This is a genomic window from Prevotella sp. AM42-24 (genome assembly GCF_003461825.1).
GTDB classification, from domain to species: Bacteria; Bacteroidota; Bacteroidia; order Bacteroidales; family Bacteroidaceae; genus Prevotella; species Prevotella hominis.
The window spans coordinates 1-18,218 of the sequence record NZ_QTXV01000058.1 but is presented as its reverse complement, the minus strand read 5'-3'; the positions used below and the strand labels follow the sequence as shown (position 1 = coordinate 18,218).

16 protein-coding genes and 2 pseudogenes are annotated in these 18,218 nt (G+C 41.9%); 13 read left to right on the top strand and 5 right to left on the bottom strand.

Going from position 1 to position 18,218, the window contains the following annotated elements; all coding sequences use genetic code 11:
- Positions 1-391 precede the first annotated feature (391 nt).
- Positions 392-832, bottom strand: a complete 441-nt coding sequence (locus DW917_RS13430; RefSeq protein ID WP_118119524.1) for an Hsp20/alpha crystallin family protein — start codon at positions 830-832, stop codon at positions 392-394.
- 574 nt (positions 833-1,406) lie between these two features.
- Between DW917_RS13430 and DW917_RS13425 the strand changes: the two genes are divergently transcribed.
- Positions 1,407-2,972, top strand: coding sequence for an ATP-binding protein (locus tag DW917_RS13425; protein WP_118119522.1), 1,566 nt, complete (start codon positions 1,407-1,409; stop codon positions 2,970-2,972).
- A gap of 53 nt (positions 2,973-3,025) precedes the next feature.
- Here DW917_RS13425 and DW917_RS13420 read toward each other — a convergent pair whose 3' ends face one another.
- Positions 3,026-6,988, bottom strand: coding sequence for a helix-turn-helix domain-containing protein (locus tag DW917_RS13420; protein WP_118119520.1), 3,963 nt, complete (start codon positions 6,986-6,988; stop codon positions 3,026-3,028).
- An 836-nt stretch (positions 6,989-7,824) separates the two neighbouring features.
- Between DW917_RS13420 and DW917_RS13410 the strand changes: the two genes are divergently transcribed.
- Positions 7,825-8,883, top strand: a complete 1,059-nt coding sequence (locus tag DW917_RS13410; RefSeq protein WP_118119516.1) for a hypothetical protein — start codon at positions 7,825-7,827, stop codon at positions 8,881-8,883.
- 11 nt (positions 8,884-8,894) lie between these two features.
- Here DW917_RS13410 and DW917_RS13405 read toward each other — a convergent pair whose 3' ends face one another.
- From DW917_RS13405 to DW917_RS13400, 3 genes and pseudogenes are all read right to left on the bottom strand, one after another.
- Positions 8,895-9,167, bottom strand: coding sequence for a hypothetical protein (locus DW917_RS13405; protein ID WP_199545563.1), 273 nt, complete (start codon positions 9,165-9,167; stop codon positions 8,895-8,897).
- Positions 9,168-9,214: 47 nt separating this feature from the next.
- Positions 9,215-9,349 (bottom strand): smalltalk protein, encoded by a 135-nt coding sequence (locus tag DW917_RS17280; protein ID WP_158570165.1) that lies wholly within the window; start codon positions 9,347-9,349, stop codon positions 9,215-9,217.
- A gap of 189 nt (positions 9,350-9,538) precedes the next feature.
- A pseudogene (locus DW917_RS13400) lies at positions 9,539-10,048 on the bottom strand (HU family DNA-binding protein); the annotation flags it as partial.
- Between the two features lie 198 nt (positions 10,049-10,246).
- Here DW917_RS13400 and DW917_RS13395 point away from each other — a divergent pair.
- The 11 genes and pseudogenes from DW917_RS13395 to DW917_RS13340 all read left to right on the top strand — a co-directional run.
- The gene (locus DW917_RS13395) at positions 10,247-10,765 is read left to right on the top strand and encodes a hypothetical protein (RefSeq protein ID WP_118119514.1); all 519 of its coding nucleotides are present in this window, start codon (positions 10,247-10,249) and stop codon (positions 10,763-10,765) included.
- Positions 10,766-10,796: 31 nt separating this feature from the next.
- Complete coding sequence (locus DW917_RS13390) at positions 10,797-11,417, top strand: ABC-three component system protein (RefSeq protein ID WP_118119512.1); 621 nt, start codon at positions 10,797-10,799, stop codon at positions 11,415-11,417.
- Positions 11,407-11,925: an ABC-three component system middle component 5 gene (locus DW917_RS13385; protein ID WP_147344195.1), complete on the top strand. Its 519-nt coding sequence runs from the start codon at positions 11,407-11,409 to the stop codon at positions 11,923-11,925. Before DW917_RS13390 ends, DW917_RS13385 begins: the two co-directional genes overlap by 11 nt.
- Positions 11,915-12,892, top strand: coding sequence for a hypothetical protein (locus DW917_RS13380; RefSeq protein WP_118119508.1), 978 nt, complete (start codon positions 11,915-11,917; stop codon positions 12,890-12,892). The genes DW917_RS13385 and DW917_RS13380 overlap by 11 nt, the downstream gene beginning before the upstream one ends.
- A gap of 238 nt (positions 12,893-13,130) precedes the next feature.
- Entirely contained in the window at positions 13,131-13,334 is a 204-nt protein-coding gene (locus DW917_RS13375; RefSeq protein ID WP_147344194.1) for a hypothetical protein, read from the top strand.
- 37 nt (positions 13,335-13,371) lie between these two features.
- Positions 13,372-13,512, top strand: a pseudogene (locus DW917_RS13370) (type II toxin-antitoxin system YafQ family toxin); the annotation flags it as partial.
- Between the two features lie 522 nt (positions 13,513-14,034).
- Complete coding sequence (locus tag DW917_RS13360) at positions 14,035-14,985, top strand: virulence RhuM family protein (RefSeq protein WP_158570163.1); 951 nt, start codon at positions 14,035-14,037, stop codon at positions 14,983-14,985.
- A gap of 292 nt (positions 14,986-15,277) precedes the next feature.
- Entirely contained in the window at positions 15,278-15,865 is a 588-nt protein-coding gene (gene rfbC / locus DW917_RS13355; RefSeq protein ID WP_118119498.1) for a dTDP-4-dehydrorhamnose 3,5-epimerase, read from the top strand.
- A gap of 184 nt (positions 15,866-16,049) precedes the next feature.
- Positions 16,050-16,448, top strand: coding sequence for a hypothetical protein (locus tag DW917_RS13350; RefSeq protein ID WP_147344193.1), 399 nt, complete (start codon positions 16,050-16,052; stop codon positions 16,446-16,448).
- Between the two features lie 3 nt (positions 16,449-16,451).
- On the top strand, positions 16,452-17,060 hold the full coding sequence (locus DW917_RS13345) for a hypothetical protein (RefSeq protein ID WP_118119494.1): 609 nt from the start codon (positions 16,452-16,454) through the stop codon (positions 17,058-17,060).
- 505 nt (positions 17,061-17,565) lie between these two features.
- Positions 17,566-18,218 (top strand): hypothetical protein (locus DW917_RS13340; protein ID WP_199545562.1); only part of this gene is annotated, 653 nt, incomplete at its 3' end.

The window sequence follows — 18,218 nt, the reverse complement described above, 5'->3', positions numbered from 1 at the left end:
CCTCTGTGTCATCTTATGAGGGCGGTTGCGGATTTGAGGGAGATTAAATATATGTTTAATGAATATTTTACCATAAATGAGGTAATATTCTACAGAATTAAACTGAGATAAGCTTAAAAAAATAGATTTCTTACTTTTAAATGTGGTTTGATAACCAATTAATTTTTTTATGCTATATTCGTTTAATACTTGTTTTGTGCTTTTCAAAAAGATTGATTATTATTGTGTCAGCATGCCTAAAGTCTTATTCTTGTCAGGTTTGTGATAGTGAGAACCTGGTAAAATAAAAAAAAGGGTGCGCCATAAATTCATGACACACCCTCTCGTTTTAATTATTTTCCCGATGCTTATGAAATATCATCCAGAAAACGGGTTAGCACGTTATGAGTGATTATTTCACCTCAATGTGCTTAACATCGTCTTTCTTTTCTTCCTTGGCTACCTTAGGTATCTCAATCTTTAAGACACCATCGCTGACCTCAGCAGAAATCTTCTCTTGATTGGCATTCTCTGGCAGAGCATAACTCTGAGAATAGTTGCTGTAAGAGAATTCACGACGCAAGTAATGCTCCTCCTTCTTTTCCTCCTTCTTCTCGTCCTTGTTCTCGATAGATACATTCAGATAACCATCCTTGTCAATGTTCATCTTGACCATATCTTTCTTCAAACCAGGAGCTGCAATCTCCATCGTATAAGCGTTTTCATCTTCCTTGACATTAACTGCAGGAGCGGTGGCGTTCATATGTGGCATCAAGCTTGTATCAAAGAAATTGTCATTAAACCAATTGTTCAACCAATTTGAAACACTGTTATTTCTACGAGCTAACAACATAATGAAAAACCTCCAAATTTTATTTTTCTCGTCCTCTCTTCGCCTCTCGGCTCTGTCGGGATTTCTAATTGTTTATTATATTTATCCTTTTAAAATAATGATTGCTTCGGCTTTCGAGGCTCAAGGATTTCAAGAAACCCTCAAATGTCATTGCTTAGGGTTCTTATCGTTCCCCTTGCCCTTTCGGCTTCCGCTTTCACTCTATATATGAGCAAGTTATGTGCCAATTCAATCTGTCTGTTTGGAGTGAACAGATATTGACAAAAATGGCAAAAGACTCTGCAAAACTGACATCAAAATATAATTAATTTAAACTTAGCAGTCAGAAATGACATGAAAGTATAATTCGTTTTCACGATTCATATATGCGGATAGTTTGAAAACCAGTATATCCCTTTAGTTTTTGACAGCAAAACTAACGAGGAATTGATTCGCATGATAGTGTCAGAAAATCAGGAAAAGGGAGAGTAACTGGTAGCTGGTGAAAAAGTGGAGGATAATTATTTGAATTTATATTTGGCTAATTCGGATTTTCTTTGTAATTTAGCAGCGCAAACGTAAGACATGTAAGATTATGGCAAAAATAGTAAATTTCTATCCTGTAGGAATACAGACATTCTCGAAGATTCGTGAAGGCAATTATCTCTATGTAGATAAGACCAAATACATCGTGGATTTCCGAGAAAAACAGATGTCGTATGTCTTTCTGAGTCGCCCAAGACGATTCGGAAAATCTCTTTTTGCCTCTACCATTCAAGCTTATTTTGAGGGGAAAAAAGAACTTTTCGAAGGATTAGCCATTGCTGATTATGAGAAAGAATGGGTGAAACATCCAGTTTTTCATTTTGACATGAGTGGAGCCAAGCATTTTGATGCTGATGCTTTGAATAATTATCTGAATCTGGAACTTTTGCCATACGAAGAACTTTATGGTAAGGGAGAAGGTGAAAAATATCCTAATGAAAGACTGGAAGGAATCGTAAAGCGAGCATACAAGCAAACGGGAGAAAAGGCTGTGGTCATCATCGATGAATATGATGCCCCTTTATTGGATGTAGTGCATGAGAAGGAGAATTTGCAACCGCTCCGTCGTATCATGCAGAATTTCTACAGCCCATTGAAGAAGCTCGATCCATACTTAGAGTTTACCTTTATCACAGGTATCACTAAATTCTCGCAGCTCAGCATCTTCAGCGAACTCAACAACCTCGATAATATCAGTCTGTACGACCAGTACTCGGCAATCTGTGGCATCAGCAAGACGGAACTAACCACGCAGATGAAACCGGATGTAGAGGCAATGGGCGAAGCGCTTGGCATGACGTATGAGGAATGCCTGGCAGAGCTGACACGATTCTACGACGGCTATCATTTCAGCAAGAATTCAGAGGATGTCTTCAATCCGTTCAGTCTGGTAAAGGCTTTGAATGCACGTGACATTGCCCCTTATTGGTTCGGTTCCGGCACTCCATCCTTCCTTTTGAAACTATTGGATAAATATCATGTCAATCTTTCTACATTGGAAAGTCAGGAGGCAGTACTCAGCTCTTTCGACCAATCAACGGAGGAAATGACAGATGCCTTGCCTTTGCTTTATCAGAGTGGTTACCTGACCATCAAGAAATATGATCCGATGTTTCAGGAATATACTTTAGGCATCCCAAACGGGGAGGTACGTAATGGCTTACTCAATTCCTTGATTCCTCATTATGTAAACCCTCGCCGTTCCGATAATGATGCTTTCCTCTTAGGCTTCTGCAAGGCAGTTTACCGCAATGATATTGAGGCAGCATTGGAACACATGCGCACGTATATGGCTACGATACCATACGATTTGGAGAATCATAGCGAGAAGCATTATCAGACCATTTTCTATCTGATGTTCAGCTTCCTCAATATATATATACGTACGGAGGTAAAGAGTGCCATCGGCAGGGCTGATGCCGTGATGCACATGCCTGATACAATCTACGTCTTCGAACTGAAGGTAGATAAAAGTGCCGAAGAGGCATTGGTCCAGATAGATGAAAAAGGCTACATGCTCCCTTATCATTCTGAGGGCAAGCGACTGGTAAAAATAGGCATCAGCTTTGACAGTACCCAGCGTACCATCAGCGAATGGAAAATAAAGGAAGAATAATCCGAAACAGATATCTTAGGTTACTTTCCCAAGTATCCTAAGATATTTTTTTATCACATCCGGATAGTACTTTTGCAGTCCGGTAAAACTGCTAAGCAGCGTTTTCCTTCTACTGTTTTGAGGATGCATCCTATTGTTTTTCTTCCTATGTTGCGTAAGATAGGAACTTTATTGATAGCTATCACTTCCACATAGTGTACTCCCGAATTAGGTACGTCCATTGGCAAGGTACCATCGCCCTGCATTTTGGATTGACCGAATCTTTCTACGTCATCGAAACGTACATAACGATTGTTCTTGCCATCTATGAAACCTACACAGACAGAGTCGGCATTGGTGGCGATGGATGCGAATATCAGTTTTTCGTCGGCATTGCGCTTAAACACTCTGCCTCTTTCTCGCTGCAAGAGCTCTTCTACCGATACCTTGCACACCCTTCCGCTTTCGTAAACAAGAATCAGCCATCCTTCTTCTTCATCTTCATGTACAGCTAATTTCAGGCGGTAGTCTTGCCAGTCATCTTCATCGAGTACCTTGTATTCGTCGGTTCCCATTAGGCAGATGACGGCCGTTGATGGTCTCCAACCTTCCTCGTATTCGTGGAGGGCATTGTTGCGTATGCGTGAAGTCTGGATGAAATCAGTTACAGGTGCAGATTCCACAGGTTTTACGATTTCCTTTTCCGGTACAGTTTCTGGCATGAGGGAATCGGTTTTCTTATCCTCTATATGCGGCGCAAGCTCCTGGGCTCTTTGCTGGCGGATGGCAAGGAACTTGTCACGATAGTTGTCGTTTACCTTTCGAGCCGATGTTCCCATGCGCTCAAAATACTCGTTGCCTACTGCTATAGGGGTAGGGCATGGGGCAACATCGATGATGAGCACTGCATTCTTCACGTCTTCATCGAAATGAGTATGGATGTAGTGGGCACCCGTTTGCCCCAGATAATAGACAATCTGATTATTTACATATACCTCATACTTATCGCGAGATCCTTTAAAGAGTTGATTCTTCAGATCCTCCTCCAATCCCATCTCATACCCAATGTCTGATACTCCCAAATACAGGTGTCCACCATCGGCATTGAGGAAAGCACACAATTCCTGCATGATCTTTTTAGTCTGAGCCTGAACATCTACCCGCATGGAATTCTCCGGATAGATGATAGAGGTTTTAAACTCGGTATGGAAATCTTCCTTTCCATAGTTTTTCTTGTTGGAGGACGATTTCTGGAGTTTGAGAAGCGCTCTGATCTTATCCAAGATATCAACAGCTTGTGACAATAGTCCCGACTTTTTGACGAAATTATGAGAGAGAACGAGCGAGGCGAGTTGCTGTAGTTGCGGATCTTCATTGCAACAGCTCCACCGGTAAAGTTCTTCATAATGGTCTTCACAGTCGAGACAGCCGATGATCCGCAGTTGCATGAAATCGTGTCGCAGGATGGCATTTCTATCGAAGAGTTCCGGGTCTGTATCAGCGATATGCTGTATTTTGCTTGTATCCACTTTGTCTAATACGGCAAAATCGTTGAGAATCTCCAAGAGGGCCAATCGGCTGTCATAGTAGCTTATCCGCTCTTTGTTTTCCAGGATAATGGCCATCAGCCGGCAGAAATTCAGATAATTGTATGCCTTGAGATTGTCTTCTTCCAGGGTAGCTTTGGCTTCAATGATGCACATTAATTCACTCACATAGACAGGCCCAAGCGGATGGGATGCTGCCCATTCATCTTTTTCAGCCAGCGGGTTGTATATTTCTTTCTTGCTATACCCCAGCATCAGCTGGTGAAAGGCTTCTGCTGCATTAAATCGGCTTTCAGGAGCCTCACGCACAAAGGTGGCGTTCAAATAGCCATTTGTACCTTTCGAGATATTTTCCACTTCTACAATCATTCCCTTTCTCAATTCCTCTACAGTCATGTCCTGCGCAGGTGAGACAGAAACGGACAGACCTTCACTGCTGATGGCTGGTACTCGCCCGATATCGGCTCCACGATTATTGAGCAGGCAGGTGAGTCTGGAGTTATAGAAAATATCATTCACGCGCACCTCTTCTTCATAATCTTCAATCATTTCGCTCAAGGCAAACACGTATGTTCCATCTGGATTTATGTCTTTTACATAGGCTCTGAGCACGAGTGGCTTGTCGAGATATTGGAAGGATTTAATGCTTACTTCGCCGGGATAGTATGGTACCACATCTTCCAGTACATTCAGGGTGCCTGTGCATTCATATCCCTCCTCAATAACTTGGCATTCGAACATGAGCTGTCCGGCTAATTGCTTAGTTATAATGATGCTTGTTTCGTCGTCTATATCGAGTTTTCTTCTCTTATTACTGTCTGATTTTCGCTTATTGGAAAAGAGTGATTGGTTGATATACATCCATAGTTGCTTGTAGTGCTCGATGGTAGTACCCACTTTTCCTCTCAGGTTTACTGGCGGTTTCTCGTCCAGATGAATGCTGAGTCCGTGCCACAATCCCATTCTTGAAGGGAAAGGCAGATAGAGATTCTCTTTGTTGAGATTCTTCGGTTGTATGGCAATGGTTTGTTCATTGACAGTGAGAATGGTCTGTTCTCCTTCGAACTTAGCGGATTCGAAATTTTCTACCGGTTCATTGTTTTCCTGCGAGCAGAGCATATTGGCGATGATGAATGCATCATCACAGTTGAAGGGTAGGGTAGCATCAAATTCTGTTGCCGTGAAAAGTGATCGGAATGCTTTTTGCAGTGTTTTGTTAGGATCGCTCACGTTCATCAGAGATACCAGTCGGTAGAGTAGTGCCTGGATGAGTTGAGAATCATATATCTTATGAGTAGAATGGTTACTGAGCATCAGTTCAGTCACCAATACCTGAATCATAGTCTCCTTTGTGGCAGGATCGCTGGTAAGTTTGTCGGTCTGCGCATAAGTAAAATCCACGTAACTTTGTAGCAGTTTGAGCCATTGCATCTGGAATGGTGTACGTGTCCAGAGATATACTTCCTGCTTACGGAGTGTGGAAAGGATTTTGCCTATCTGTTTTTCCATGATAGAGACATCAAGCATGAAAATACACTGCATGATGCAGAATTGCTTTCTTGGTTGGTAGATGTAGGCACAGTCTGCGAGTGTAGAGAGGATATGCTCGATGGTATCTTCTGCTTTTCCTTCCTTAAGAATTTGGATGGCCTGGATATAATAAGACAGCAGCTCGATAACATCTGTAAATCTTTGCTCTAATAATATGCGTTCTGCTTCTTTACACCGGGGCAGTAGTAAGTTACTCTGCAGGGTACAGAGACAATGATAGCGTATGTTTTGGAGTAAAGCTTGAAGTTGGTTCTGGGAAATATTTTGGGAGATATTTGAAATCCAGCGATGACATTCCACATCGAACATATCAGATGGAGTATCACCCAACATCAGTTTTCTGAAATTCTCTGTATTCCAGCTGGCAATATCTGTTCCTTCTTGTTTTTTATCGTTTTCTGAATTTGTGTCTGATTCATCAGTCTGTTCCTTTTTCTGCGTATCTTCTTGCAGAATTTTCTGGTGGATGGCTTCAAATATTTCCTGCAGATCATTTTCAGAGAGCGAGAATTCTGATTTCTCAGCTCCCAGCACTTCAACGAGTTTTACCTCCATATAGTTTTGTCTGAATTTCATGATCCTGCATCTTACTCTTGGTGTAAGAGCGGCATTGATATTAGTTTCACGGTCCATCATTGCCGTTAAACCATATTGATCTTCCAACTGGTATTTGTCGGTAAGAGTCAGTTTGATTTTAAAATCCACTTCCTCATTTTCATGATAATAGCTTCTCATGAGGAGGTCGATATTTTGCGAAATAAAGATTTTGCCACTTGACGTTGTCAGCAGCTTGCAGTCAAGAAAATCGGGTAGGGGTAGCCTCCTTTGAAATGCAAGTTGGGCTATCTTATAAATTTTACCTTCCCATTCGATGATAAACTTGTGCTCCTCATCGTCAGCGCGCAAGACTTTTGCTTTGATGTATTTATAATTATCCATTTTATATAATAATTTTAATTCGTTTTCAATTACTGCGCTAAATTACTAAAAAAATCTGATATGTATTAAAAATGAAAGAAAAAAAATTCATTTTTCTTCTTTTGTATATGTTATATAGTTCCACTGGAGGTGGTATGAGTGGCCAGAAAAATGACGCTGCTGGCTCAGTAGGATTGTCAGCATCACTCTTTAGCGTATGGTTTACAAACGACATATTGGCTGATAGTTGTCCCTGATATGAAGGTTCAAGGAAGGTTTCTTTTTTCACCTGTGTTTTTATTCATGCCGTTAAATTCATAGAGGGCCTCATTGCATGCTTCAATGAGGTCTTCTATGAAATACCTTTTGTTTGTCCTGCCAAAGCATTTAAAAAGTTGACTTGTATTGCCGAACGTGAGGCCTAAATCAAAAGATCCTGAAAGAATTGTAAACAGATAGTCATTATTGCGCCATCCCGAAATGATGGGGTAAAAGGGTTAGCAAATTTCACGCTTTCTTATTAAGAAAGGGCGGAAAAGTCAAAACAGGTGCAAATCTGCCATTTACCGGAAGCATCCAAGGCCGATTTGCTAAATAATTGAGTGAATTTTGGGTTAGGACAGATAGAAAATGATAAAATCTGACACGTATTCCAACCAATTTTCGTATTTTTGCAACGAATTCGCCCTTTCTTAATAAGAAAAGTGTAATGAATGTAAAATAAAGATACATGTGCAAAGGCAGCAATGTCTGATTCTCATAAACGATTAAGATGATGCACGACAATAACAAATTAACTATATCTCAACAACCATCATGTATGGTTGTGGCTGAGGACATAAAGTAGAATAGAATTTATGAAACCGGATGGTACGAATTCTTTTTCTACAGCCGGCGAGAAACTTGTTTCTCCAGAGGGCAACCACGTTACAGAGCCAGACGCAAAGACTGGTTCTGCGATAAAGAAGTGTCATCAATTGAACGGAACCACATGGTCTTACGTCTTTGTTCACAACAGTAAAGTGAAGAAGATGGAAGAATGGTTGGAGAAGGACAAGATAACCTATTTTGTGCATAAGACCGTGCGTTATTTCAAGAAATTGGGCAAGCAAAAGGTTCAGCATAGAGAAATACCCACAGTCAGCGGACTTGTCTTCTTCCAAGGTCCTCCCGTAGAAATACAAGCCTATCTCGATGAGTACTTCCCTAACACCCGTCTGTGTAAGAATTGTAGCACAGGCAAGGTGGCAGAGATACCCGACTCACAGATGCAACCATTCATGCGTATCACGGAAACCTCTCCTGAGCGAATCCGTTTCCTGCTCCACCCTTATCATTATTATGCTCGCAACCGCATTTTACTCCGTATCACCACAGGTGAAATGGCTGGATTGGAAGGCTATATCATTCGTATAGACCGCGATCGCCGTCTGGTGATGGACATCGGTGGAATGAGCGTAGCCATCAGCGGTGTTCATGCCGAGCACTTTGAGGAAGTGGAGCAAAGCAAAACCTCAATCACCCATGAAAATATCTTTTACCAGCGCAACCTGCAAGAGCGGCAAGTGCTGATAGACCGCTATTTCCATCCTGTGAAAGATGACAAGGAAGTTGCGTTGCAGGCTGAAAATATCGATTATCTGAGAAAGTATGCCTTGGGCGAAGCGGAGCACAACCGCATTACCATCAATGACACATGGAATATCTATTCCTTCATTATTGAGGAGATTGGCTACTATTATTCACCATTCATAGAACAGTTCAAGGAACACCTCGACCCCATCATGTGTGAAGGAGGCAAGGTACTCCAAGAAATGGAACAGATTATCCATAGTCCTCATATCAGTTCTAACGAGAAGATCAGATATGAGAATGATTATCAAAGAATCTTATCGCAATATGAATATCTGTTCTAATCACAACTCTTCTATCCACCCGAAAACATCATGAGCATCCAGACAAGGACATTCCTTCGGCGTAGTGTCAGGCAAGTGTCATAGAAACCACGACTCTTATGGTCACGACGAAGCTGTGCCACACTATAGTCTTGATTGCGTCGTGTAGCCGAGCAATGCAACACCAAGAATCTCACGGAGTCGGCAGACATCATCATCTTGCCGTCCTCCACTTTAGAGAGGAGTGCCCGTTCATTCCGCACCATCTCCTCCCCAATACTCAAAGGAAATTTATCATTAATCATCCTCATTTCAGAAAAGTAATTTCTAATTTGTCATTTCTCATTTCTCATTAGAGTAAGTTCGTGCAAGAACTTACTCCCAATGCTGTCAGCGCAGCAATAAGCGCCTGAACAACAGCATTCACGATTGAAACCCAAGAAATCTTCTTGGAACCATTGTTAGGATTTTCATTTTGATTACTCATATACATATAGAATTAAAAGTGAAACATCATTTTGAAAATAAGAATTTGTTAGTGGATGCCGTACCCGACCCGAAGTCGGGCACGGCAGAGCATTTACTAAAGCTCGTTGTCTTCACCTGTTCCGCTATCGGTGTTGCCAGAGTTTTCACTGCCCTCGCTGCCGGATGGAGTGTTGCCTTCGGAAGGAGTGCCACCAGATGGAGTGTTGTCGCCGTCACCCTCATTCTTAGAGGAATTGGCCTTGTTCTTGGCAGCCTCCAAATCGACAGAACCCTTGCCAGTCTTCTCAGCCTTGAGGGTAGCAGACTGAGCACTGCGGCTGGCCACGGTCTCAAACTCAGCCTTGCTCAGCAAGTTCTCGAAGTCAACACCCGGAGTGAAAACGATGTTCACAGCCTTGATGTTGTTGGCGGTAAACTTCTCGCAGCTCTCAGCTCCATCGCTGGAGAGAGAAATCCAGAAGTCGCCAAGCTCATCGAGCTGCACCTTCTTACCCTCCAAGAGCATTTCCACCAAGCAGGTGCACATATCAGAGAGTACGCCCTTCACCTTACCTCGGGTGTAACCACCATGGTCGGCAATGTGCTGTACAAACTTTCTGAACGACAACACCTCGTTCACCTGAGCCTTTGCGTAAGCCAGAGATCCCTTCTCAGGATGGATAGGGTTTGGCAACATGTAAGTTGAATACTTAATCATACATTTGCCCATCGCCGGTATGGGACTTGGTATTTCCACATGCAGTCAATGCGTCCGGCAGAAGTTAAACTTTATTTCTGAACTGCGATGCAAAGGTACAACATTCAAGAGCCGAAAGCAAGGAAGAAAGTCGCATGAAAGTTTCTTCTTTCTTTCACCTTGAAATGCAACATCTTATGACAAATAAAAGAAAGCAATATGGACATCAACATAACAGGCAATCCTGGAACAGGCAATACCTTTCAGGAGATACACATAGGTACGGTGCAGAACTACAATCCCAATGCCACGACCGTCATCAATAATAATTATGGTGACAAGCAGAAACCTGTATCTCCAATCGACAAAGCCATGGGAGATGCTGAGAAGGAACAGTGCAAGGCAGAGATTATGGATTATGTAGCTCATTTGAAGCCCTACGTCAGCAAGGAGTGGAAGAACCGTTATGAAACCCTGTGGCGCTCCATTCTTGCTATACCCGAGGTCGATGCTGTAGTCTATAAACCCGGAAAGCAGAAGAACACCACCTTCAACCGCAATCTCATTGCCAATATAATATATATAATGTATAGGGAGAATGTCATAGTTGAGCACAATGTCACGACGTTGACCAAAGCCTTGGAGCATGACAAGGATCATTCCGTACGCAGTCAGTTGGGCATACAGCCTACCGACAGTACCATAGCAGCCAAGGTGAGAGACCTGTTGGCAGTCTGATATCCCCCCTGACCCTTAAATACTAATTATCATGGAAATAGATATCAATGGAGATCCAGGCACAGGCAATCATTTTGACGATGTGCATATACAGCAGGTGGGCAACTACAGTCCCAATGCAAAGCAGGCCATATTCAATACCATCCATCAGGATAAAGCAGAAAGTCGTCTGACCTGTTGGTTTCGCAAGTTGAATGATGAATTTGAGAAAGACAATAAACTGAAGAAGAAGTTCGACGACATCCGACGTTACAAGACCAAACTTCCCCATACCATAGGTCTGGATCAGAAACTGAAGGATGGCGGATTCTCCGAGAAAGCCATCGAGAAGGCACGACGCTTGAAACAGTATTTTGCCAAGAAATCAACTAAATTTCAATATTATGAATCAGCCCAGCGCATCGATAGCTACCTGTTTGCTAAGATATGCAGCAGTTTCGATACATACGTGATGCCCCTCATCGAGCAGGCAACACCCCTTACCGATATCAAGCGGGCAGTCTATGAGCTGGTCATACTTCCTATCATGAATGAACTGAACGAAAATGGAGCAGCGGATGCCTGTCTCTGCTACAACGAGGACGACATCTATGGAATGCTATATTATCTGACAGGCAACTGTCATATCAATTGGACCGACTATGATGTATAATCCCGCTTTCGATCCCTTTAATGGCATCTATCGCATGCTGAATATTCTTCGTCATTTCGGAGTAGGCGAAATCATCGAGGTTGACCGTCTTCGTATTTACGATTTCTATCTTCTCTTTCCCTACAAGACCTATAAGATACGTTTTAAGCGGACGGAGGAAAACTTCAGAAAACGTCTGACCCAGTACGTTGAGAAAAAGGAGAACCCCTATAACACATCTTCCAATGATCGCCGGCTCTTCGAGCGTCTGCGACCCTATCAGATGATAGCACTCAGCCATTTGGCAAGCTATGGACTGATAAGTCCTTCTCAGCTTTTAGAGTATCGGGTCAAGATCATAGACTACGGCAAGATGCAGCAAGTACTGTCACAGTTGGAGATGATGCCAGCTGCAGAGAGCAACATCATATCATGGCTGTGCTATTGTTTTCGCACCACACCCCTCAATGGAAATTATGGATTGAAATACCGCACCAAACTTTTAGAATCAAAATACGATGGCTGCTAATTTCTTTGTCAATCGACTTTATGTGCTTACCGAGACGGGCAACTTCGACTCCGACCTTTATGCAGCCAAGCTACGCCAGAAGGAGTTGGAGGTAGCCATTATCGATGCCAAGGCTTCCCTTCGTTCCCTCGAATCCTCCTTATCGCCTGAGATGCGGTCGGTGGAGCATATCAGCCAACTGATTGAATGCAAGAATCAAGAGATAGGCAAAATATCCGAAGAAATCACCAAGAAGAGGCAAGGCGAGGAAATCAAAGAGCAGAAAAAAACTGAGACCGACAGACAAAAGGCAGAGGTTCGCCGTTTGAACCATGAGAGTGTGGCGGTGGAAGACGAGCTTGACTTGTTGGAGTATGAGATAGAGGACACCACGATGTTTATATCCGAGTTGGAAAGGAAGAAACAGGCATTGAAGCATTCCGCTAACACCCGAGAGATATTGGGTAGTTTGCGCTTGGAGTATTGTCCGGAATGTCTGTCTCCATTGCCAGAGGACGTGCCGGATGGAACTTGCCGCCTTTGCAAATTGCCCATTGAGAACAAGACTGGCATAGCGCAGGCGAAACGTATCATCTCAGAGCTGACGTTCCAAATCAAGGAATCGGAGTTGATACTCCGCAATGACGAGGAAAAGAAGATGCTACTCAAGTCAAAGTTGCGTAGCTTACACTCCCAATACAAGACGGCACGGAAAGTGCTCGACGAGATGCTGGGAAATGTACGCAGCAGTATGGCAGAGGCGATAGAAGACCTTATCTATAAGAAAGGCTTGCTGCAGGGTGAGTTGAGTCAATTTTATACCTTGTTGGAGTTGGCAACGACATACGAGCAAAAAGTAGCAGAGCAAAAAGGCTTAGAAGTAGAACTTGTCAAGACCAAAAATCTGATACAAGCCAAGACCGTTTCGCCAAGTACAGTGCCTCGCGAATTCAACAACAAGAGCCTACGCAATGTGCGAAATGATTGACAAAAAAAGCCTCGAAAAACGAAATAGGCTTCGATAGTCAATGAAGCCTATTTCGTGGAGCAATGAAAGCAGCTTCATAAGCAGTTGAAGCCTATTGCGTCATTCTGGTAACTACTTAGCAGTAAGCAGTCACTTAGCTGGCTACTGTTACAGCTTGGGCATGAAGCAAAAACTCCTCCCAAAATTTGGTAGTTTCACAGAAAAACCTTATATTTGCAGACAAAAAGGAGATACAATTATGAATACAGCTACATATACATTGGATGTCCCTGCAGCCGATATTTCTCTTTTCAAATCATTGATTAAGAAATTCGGGTGGGTTGCCAAAAAGCAAAAAGCCCCTAAGGCTTGTAGATTAGACAAGGCATTAGAAGCAGCAAAGAATGAAAAACTCTTTGCTACTAATGATTTGGATGAATTAATGAAGAGTCTTGCGGAATAATGAAATATACCGTTAAGTATTCAACCAGAATATACCACATCCTTTAAAGTCAAACTATAAAGGGTGTATGGAATGTCACATTACTTCCGATTGGCTTTTGGTTTGGAAACAAAATGATAAAGAATTGATTCTGATTTTAACCGATACAGGTACACATAGTGACATTTTTGGCTGGTAGCCCACTAATATGAGTTATCTGAGTAAAATGTTATAGTAAGTTATAGCAAATCGGTCCCATCCCGCACCACCATTTTATAAGTATTCATCCCTGCGGGTTCATCCCCGCTAAAACAATCCTGGCGAGGGCTCTGATGCCCCGCCAACCTTAAAGCGCAGCGGTTAAGAGCGACGAGGAGGAGCGGTTTCCTCTTCTTCCCTGAGGGGAGAAGACCGAGATGAGAGGTGGAGCCTTCTTTAATGGTAAAGAAGGACGGGATGATTTTAGAAAACTCTCCTTTTGGCTAAAGGGAGACGGAGGGATTCGAAAGACTCCTTCTTTAAGGGTAAAGAGGGACGGGGTGATTTTCGAAAAACCTCATTCGAACGACGACAAGTGCAGAGCGATACTGCAATGAGGAACAAAAATAACTTTTTTCAAAAAATAGAAAGGTGTAACTACTTGTAATATAGTGGTGACGTTGGATTGTTGATGAAATAAAATCGTACTTTTGCCACTATATAAGCAATAAAATGTATGATTATGGCAAACGACAATAATATACAGTCTATGGCTGATGATTCTCAGATAGTGCTCTATCAACCAGACGGAAGCATTAGGTTGGAGGTGAAACTGGATCAAGATACGGTTTGGCTCAATCGTCAACAAATGGCGCAGTTATTTGGTCGTGATATCAAGACTATAGGTAAGCATATCAACAATGCTCTTCATGAAGAGCTAGCTTCTGACCCAACAGGCGCAAATTTTGCGACAATTGAAAATAGTAAAAATCCAACTGTCGCAAAATTTGCGATAGTTCAAAAAGAAGGTGGACGTTTGGTTACTAGACAAGTTGAGTTTTATAGCCTTGACGTTGTTCTATCTGTTGGTTATCGTGTCAAGTCTAATAGAGGCATTCAATTCCGACGTTGGGCGAATGTTGTTTTACGTGACTATCTTCTTCAAGGCTATTCTGTGAACCGTCATTTAATAGCCTTACAGGAGAATATAGACAAGCGTATGACTCATATTGAGGACATACAAGCCAAACAGCAACAGCAGCTCGACTTCTTTATTCGAACCTCCACCCCTCCTGCCGAGATGGTCTTCTTCGAAGGTGATTTCTACACAGCAAGAGTTGCTTTGGAGAACTTAGTTCGTACAGCCAATCATCGAGTAATCATCATAGATGGCTATGTTTCATCGCTAACTCTAAGTGTACTTGATGTCCGTAAGTCAAATGTAACAGCTACAATTTACACGGTTGGAGTAGGTCAAGGAATGCAACGCTTGATGGAGGAACATGACCGTCTCTTCCCCAATAATCATATAGATATCAGAAAATGGAGTAATGAGTCTCATGACCGCTGGCTTATCATAGATGACAGCCTCTATCATTGTGGTCATTCATTAAATGCCAATGGCGGTCATAAGATTTCCGCCATAACCCTGATGGGCACCTCCCCAGAAGTAATCCTATCAAGAGTAGAATAAAAACAATATTCCTCATTCGAGTGACGACAAGTGCAGAGCGATACTGCAATGAGGAACTATTCTGGCTGTCCCAATCAGCAAGCTATAGTAAGGCTGTCCCATCCCGCATAATATGGCGAGACCGCTTTGGCCCGCCAACCTTATAGCGTAGCGGTTCTGAGCACCGGAGGGCGGTTACATCCTCTCGTCCCTGAGGGAAGAGAGGCTTGGTGAGAAAGGTGGAGCCTTCTTTAATGGTAAAGAGGGACGGGGTGATTCGAAAAAATCTTATGAAAGAACAAAAATTAATACGATGAATATAGTAAAAACAGAAATAGAAGGCGTTCTCATTATAGAGCCACGCCTTTTCCGTGATGCTCGTGGCTACTTCTTCGAGAGTTTCAGCGAGCGAGAGTTTGAAGAGAAGGTTGCCCCAATTCTGGGACATAGTGTTCACTTCTGCCAAGACAACGAGTCTATGAGCAGCTATGGCGTAATGCGAGGTTTGCACTTCCAGCGTCCACCTTATACTCAGAGCAAGTTGGTACGCTGCGTAAAGGGTAGAGTACTTGATGTAGCAGTAGACATCCGTAAAGGCTCACCAACCTATGGCAAGCATGTCGCGGTAGAGTTGACAGAGGACAATCATCGTCAGTTCTTCATTCCAAAGGGCTTTGCTCATGGTTTCGCAGTCCTCTCAGAGACAGCCGTCTTTCAGTACAAGTGTGATAACTTCTATCATCCAGAGGCAGATGGAGGTATCTCTATCCTTGATGATACCCTCGGTATCGATTGGAAAATCCCAACAGAACATGCCAATCTCTCAGAGAAAGATACGAAGCATGCGATGCTGAAGGACTTCGATTCCCCATTCGACATCAAAGTAAATCTCTACAAGTAATAAAATGATAAGTGGCAATTGTTTTGTCATTGGGGGTGGATGCTAACTGATTATCTATACTTTAGAAGCACTTCTTGTTGATTTAAAAGAAAATACATGATATTGAGTATGTTTACGGTTAAAAAACTTTAAATGATTTCGATGAATGCGAAACAATTTGTAATTGTTGGCAACAAAAATGATTATGACAAAGAAAATTGGATATTGCTTCTGTTGGTCTGTGGCTCTTTTTGTGGCTACATTTTATGGAATTATTTGCCAAGATTCAGCTTTCTTGTTTCAAGGGAAGCTATTGCTGGATGTGGCTAACAGCCACATCTTCCCAATGATTATGGCGATGCTTCTATACTTGTGGGATGTGATGTATAATGTTTCTCTGAAAAGAGATAATAATGGTAGCTTGATTTTATGGATATTAGGCACTATAATTTTATTCTTGGGATTTTTTGTCTTTTCATTATTGGTAAATAATAACTTTTGGGGGTGGACTTTGTTTGGTGCTGCATGGTTGTCCTTGACAGTGTTGAAATATAAAACAACGGAGGATGAGCAATCATCTCCATATATAATAACGGAGGATTAGAATATGAACGTTACATTATTTATAATAGCTTTTCTCATAACAATTGTGGGAATGTTAGGGTTCTTGTTCTTGAACTTTAAGTCTTTGCCTGTTGTAAAAGCTGGTAAGGTAACCAAACCATGTAATGAGAGAAAGAACATTTTTGGTTATATGCCGACTCACATTTTTATAAATGGTGTGAAAAAGAATGTAAGCGATGATATGCAAATGATAGTTTGTGGCAATTCTATGCAACATTATCATATTTATGATGGTCAGCGTATTTACGTGAAGAAGATGGGGAATGAAGAGAAAAACGGAATAGCTCGCTATCCAGTTTTGGTCTTTCATATCATTGATGGTGTTCAGGGAGATGCTAAATATAAGTTGAGAAAATTTGTGGGTTATGTAGATAATGAAAATCTCAAAGACTTGTTTGTTTCTAAACAAGATAGAATAAAGGTATCTGAGGATGTCTTTGTCTCCCAGTGTGAGGAAAAGTTAAGAAAGCTGAGACTAAAGGATTCTAGTAGATTGGTTCTTTCTGAAACTTACGATGAAGATCAAAAGGCAATTTTGTATTCTTTGCATCCTGTAACCACAATTTTTGGTAAAGTGGAGTATGCAATGTAATACTTTCGTACAGGAGTGCGAAAGTTGATTCCGAGAAACACGATATAGATTAAGAATTTTCAATTGATTATAAAATCCTTTTAGGCGATAGAATAACTTCTGTCGCCTATGGGCTAATTATGTTGTTAGGGATTTTATAGAAGTTAAAGAAGTTATCAATCTCTACGGTAGTTCGGGAAGTTAAGAAACATGTAGTAATGATTTAGGCGGTCCTATCTCGCAAAATCTGGCGAAGACCGCTTTGGTCCGCCAACCTTAGAGCGTAGCAGTTCTGAGCACCGGAGGGCGGTTACATCCTTCCTTTCTGAGAAGGGAAGGCTTGGTTAGGATGTGGAGCTCCCTTTGGAAAGGGTTTCTGTCCCCTACAAGGGGTAATGCACAACTTTCGTTCAATTGGAAACATATAAATTCAACGTATCCCCTACTATCGCCATGACCAAGGACTTGTGGCGCAAGATTATGGATAAGGTGAGCGTGAAGTGATATAAGACAAAATATAAGGATAATGAAGTATCTAAAATATTTTCTGCTCATTATTTTGCAATTTGCCATAGTAGAATTGGTGATATGGGTTCACACCAATGGAATATGGCACATAGAAGAACTTGCGCCAAGTGATGCAATATCCCTTTGGGGAACAGTTACAACTATTGTGTTCTTGGTTTTCTCTGTTCTCGCCCTTTGGAATATAGACCAAAAGATACAGGAACTCAATGAAATTAAACGAAGCATCGGCGAGAAATTTAATAATATAGAGACCACGAATCGTGAAGTGATGCTTGAGGCTGACAAGGCACAAAGAGAAATTGTTAAGGAAGCAGAAGAACAAATAAAACGTATCTTGGATAAAAGCACATATAGGCAAAACTTCTATGATACGCTTACAAGAATTGCCAATATTCCAGATTTTGGAAGGCAAGTTCAAGAATATACCCATTTTCTGAGAACCAGTGGCGATGTAGAAGGAGTGAATTATGCCTACGTGTATATTTGTCGTGGAGATGCATACCTTATGCTTTCAAGAGCAGACAAAGCCCTGTCAGATTATGAGACTGCAGCAAAGTTAGACACTAAGACCGTTGCCCCATTCTTTGCTTTAGGACACTATTATGTCACCCTTTTACCTTTGCACCTGGAAACAAGTTTAAACGAATTGGT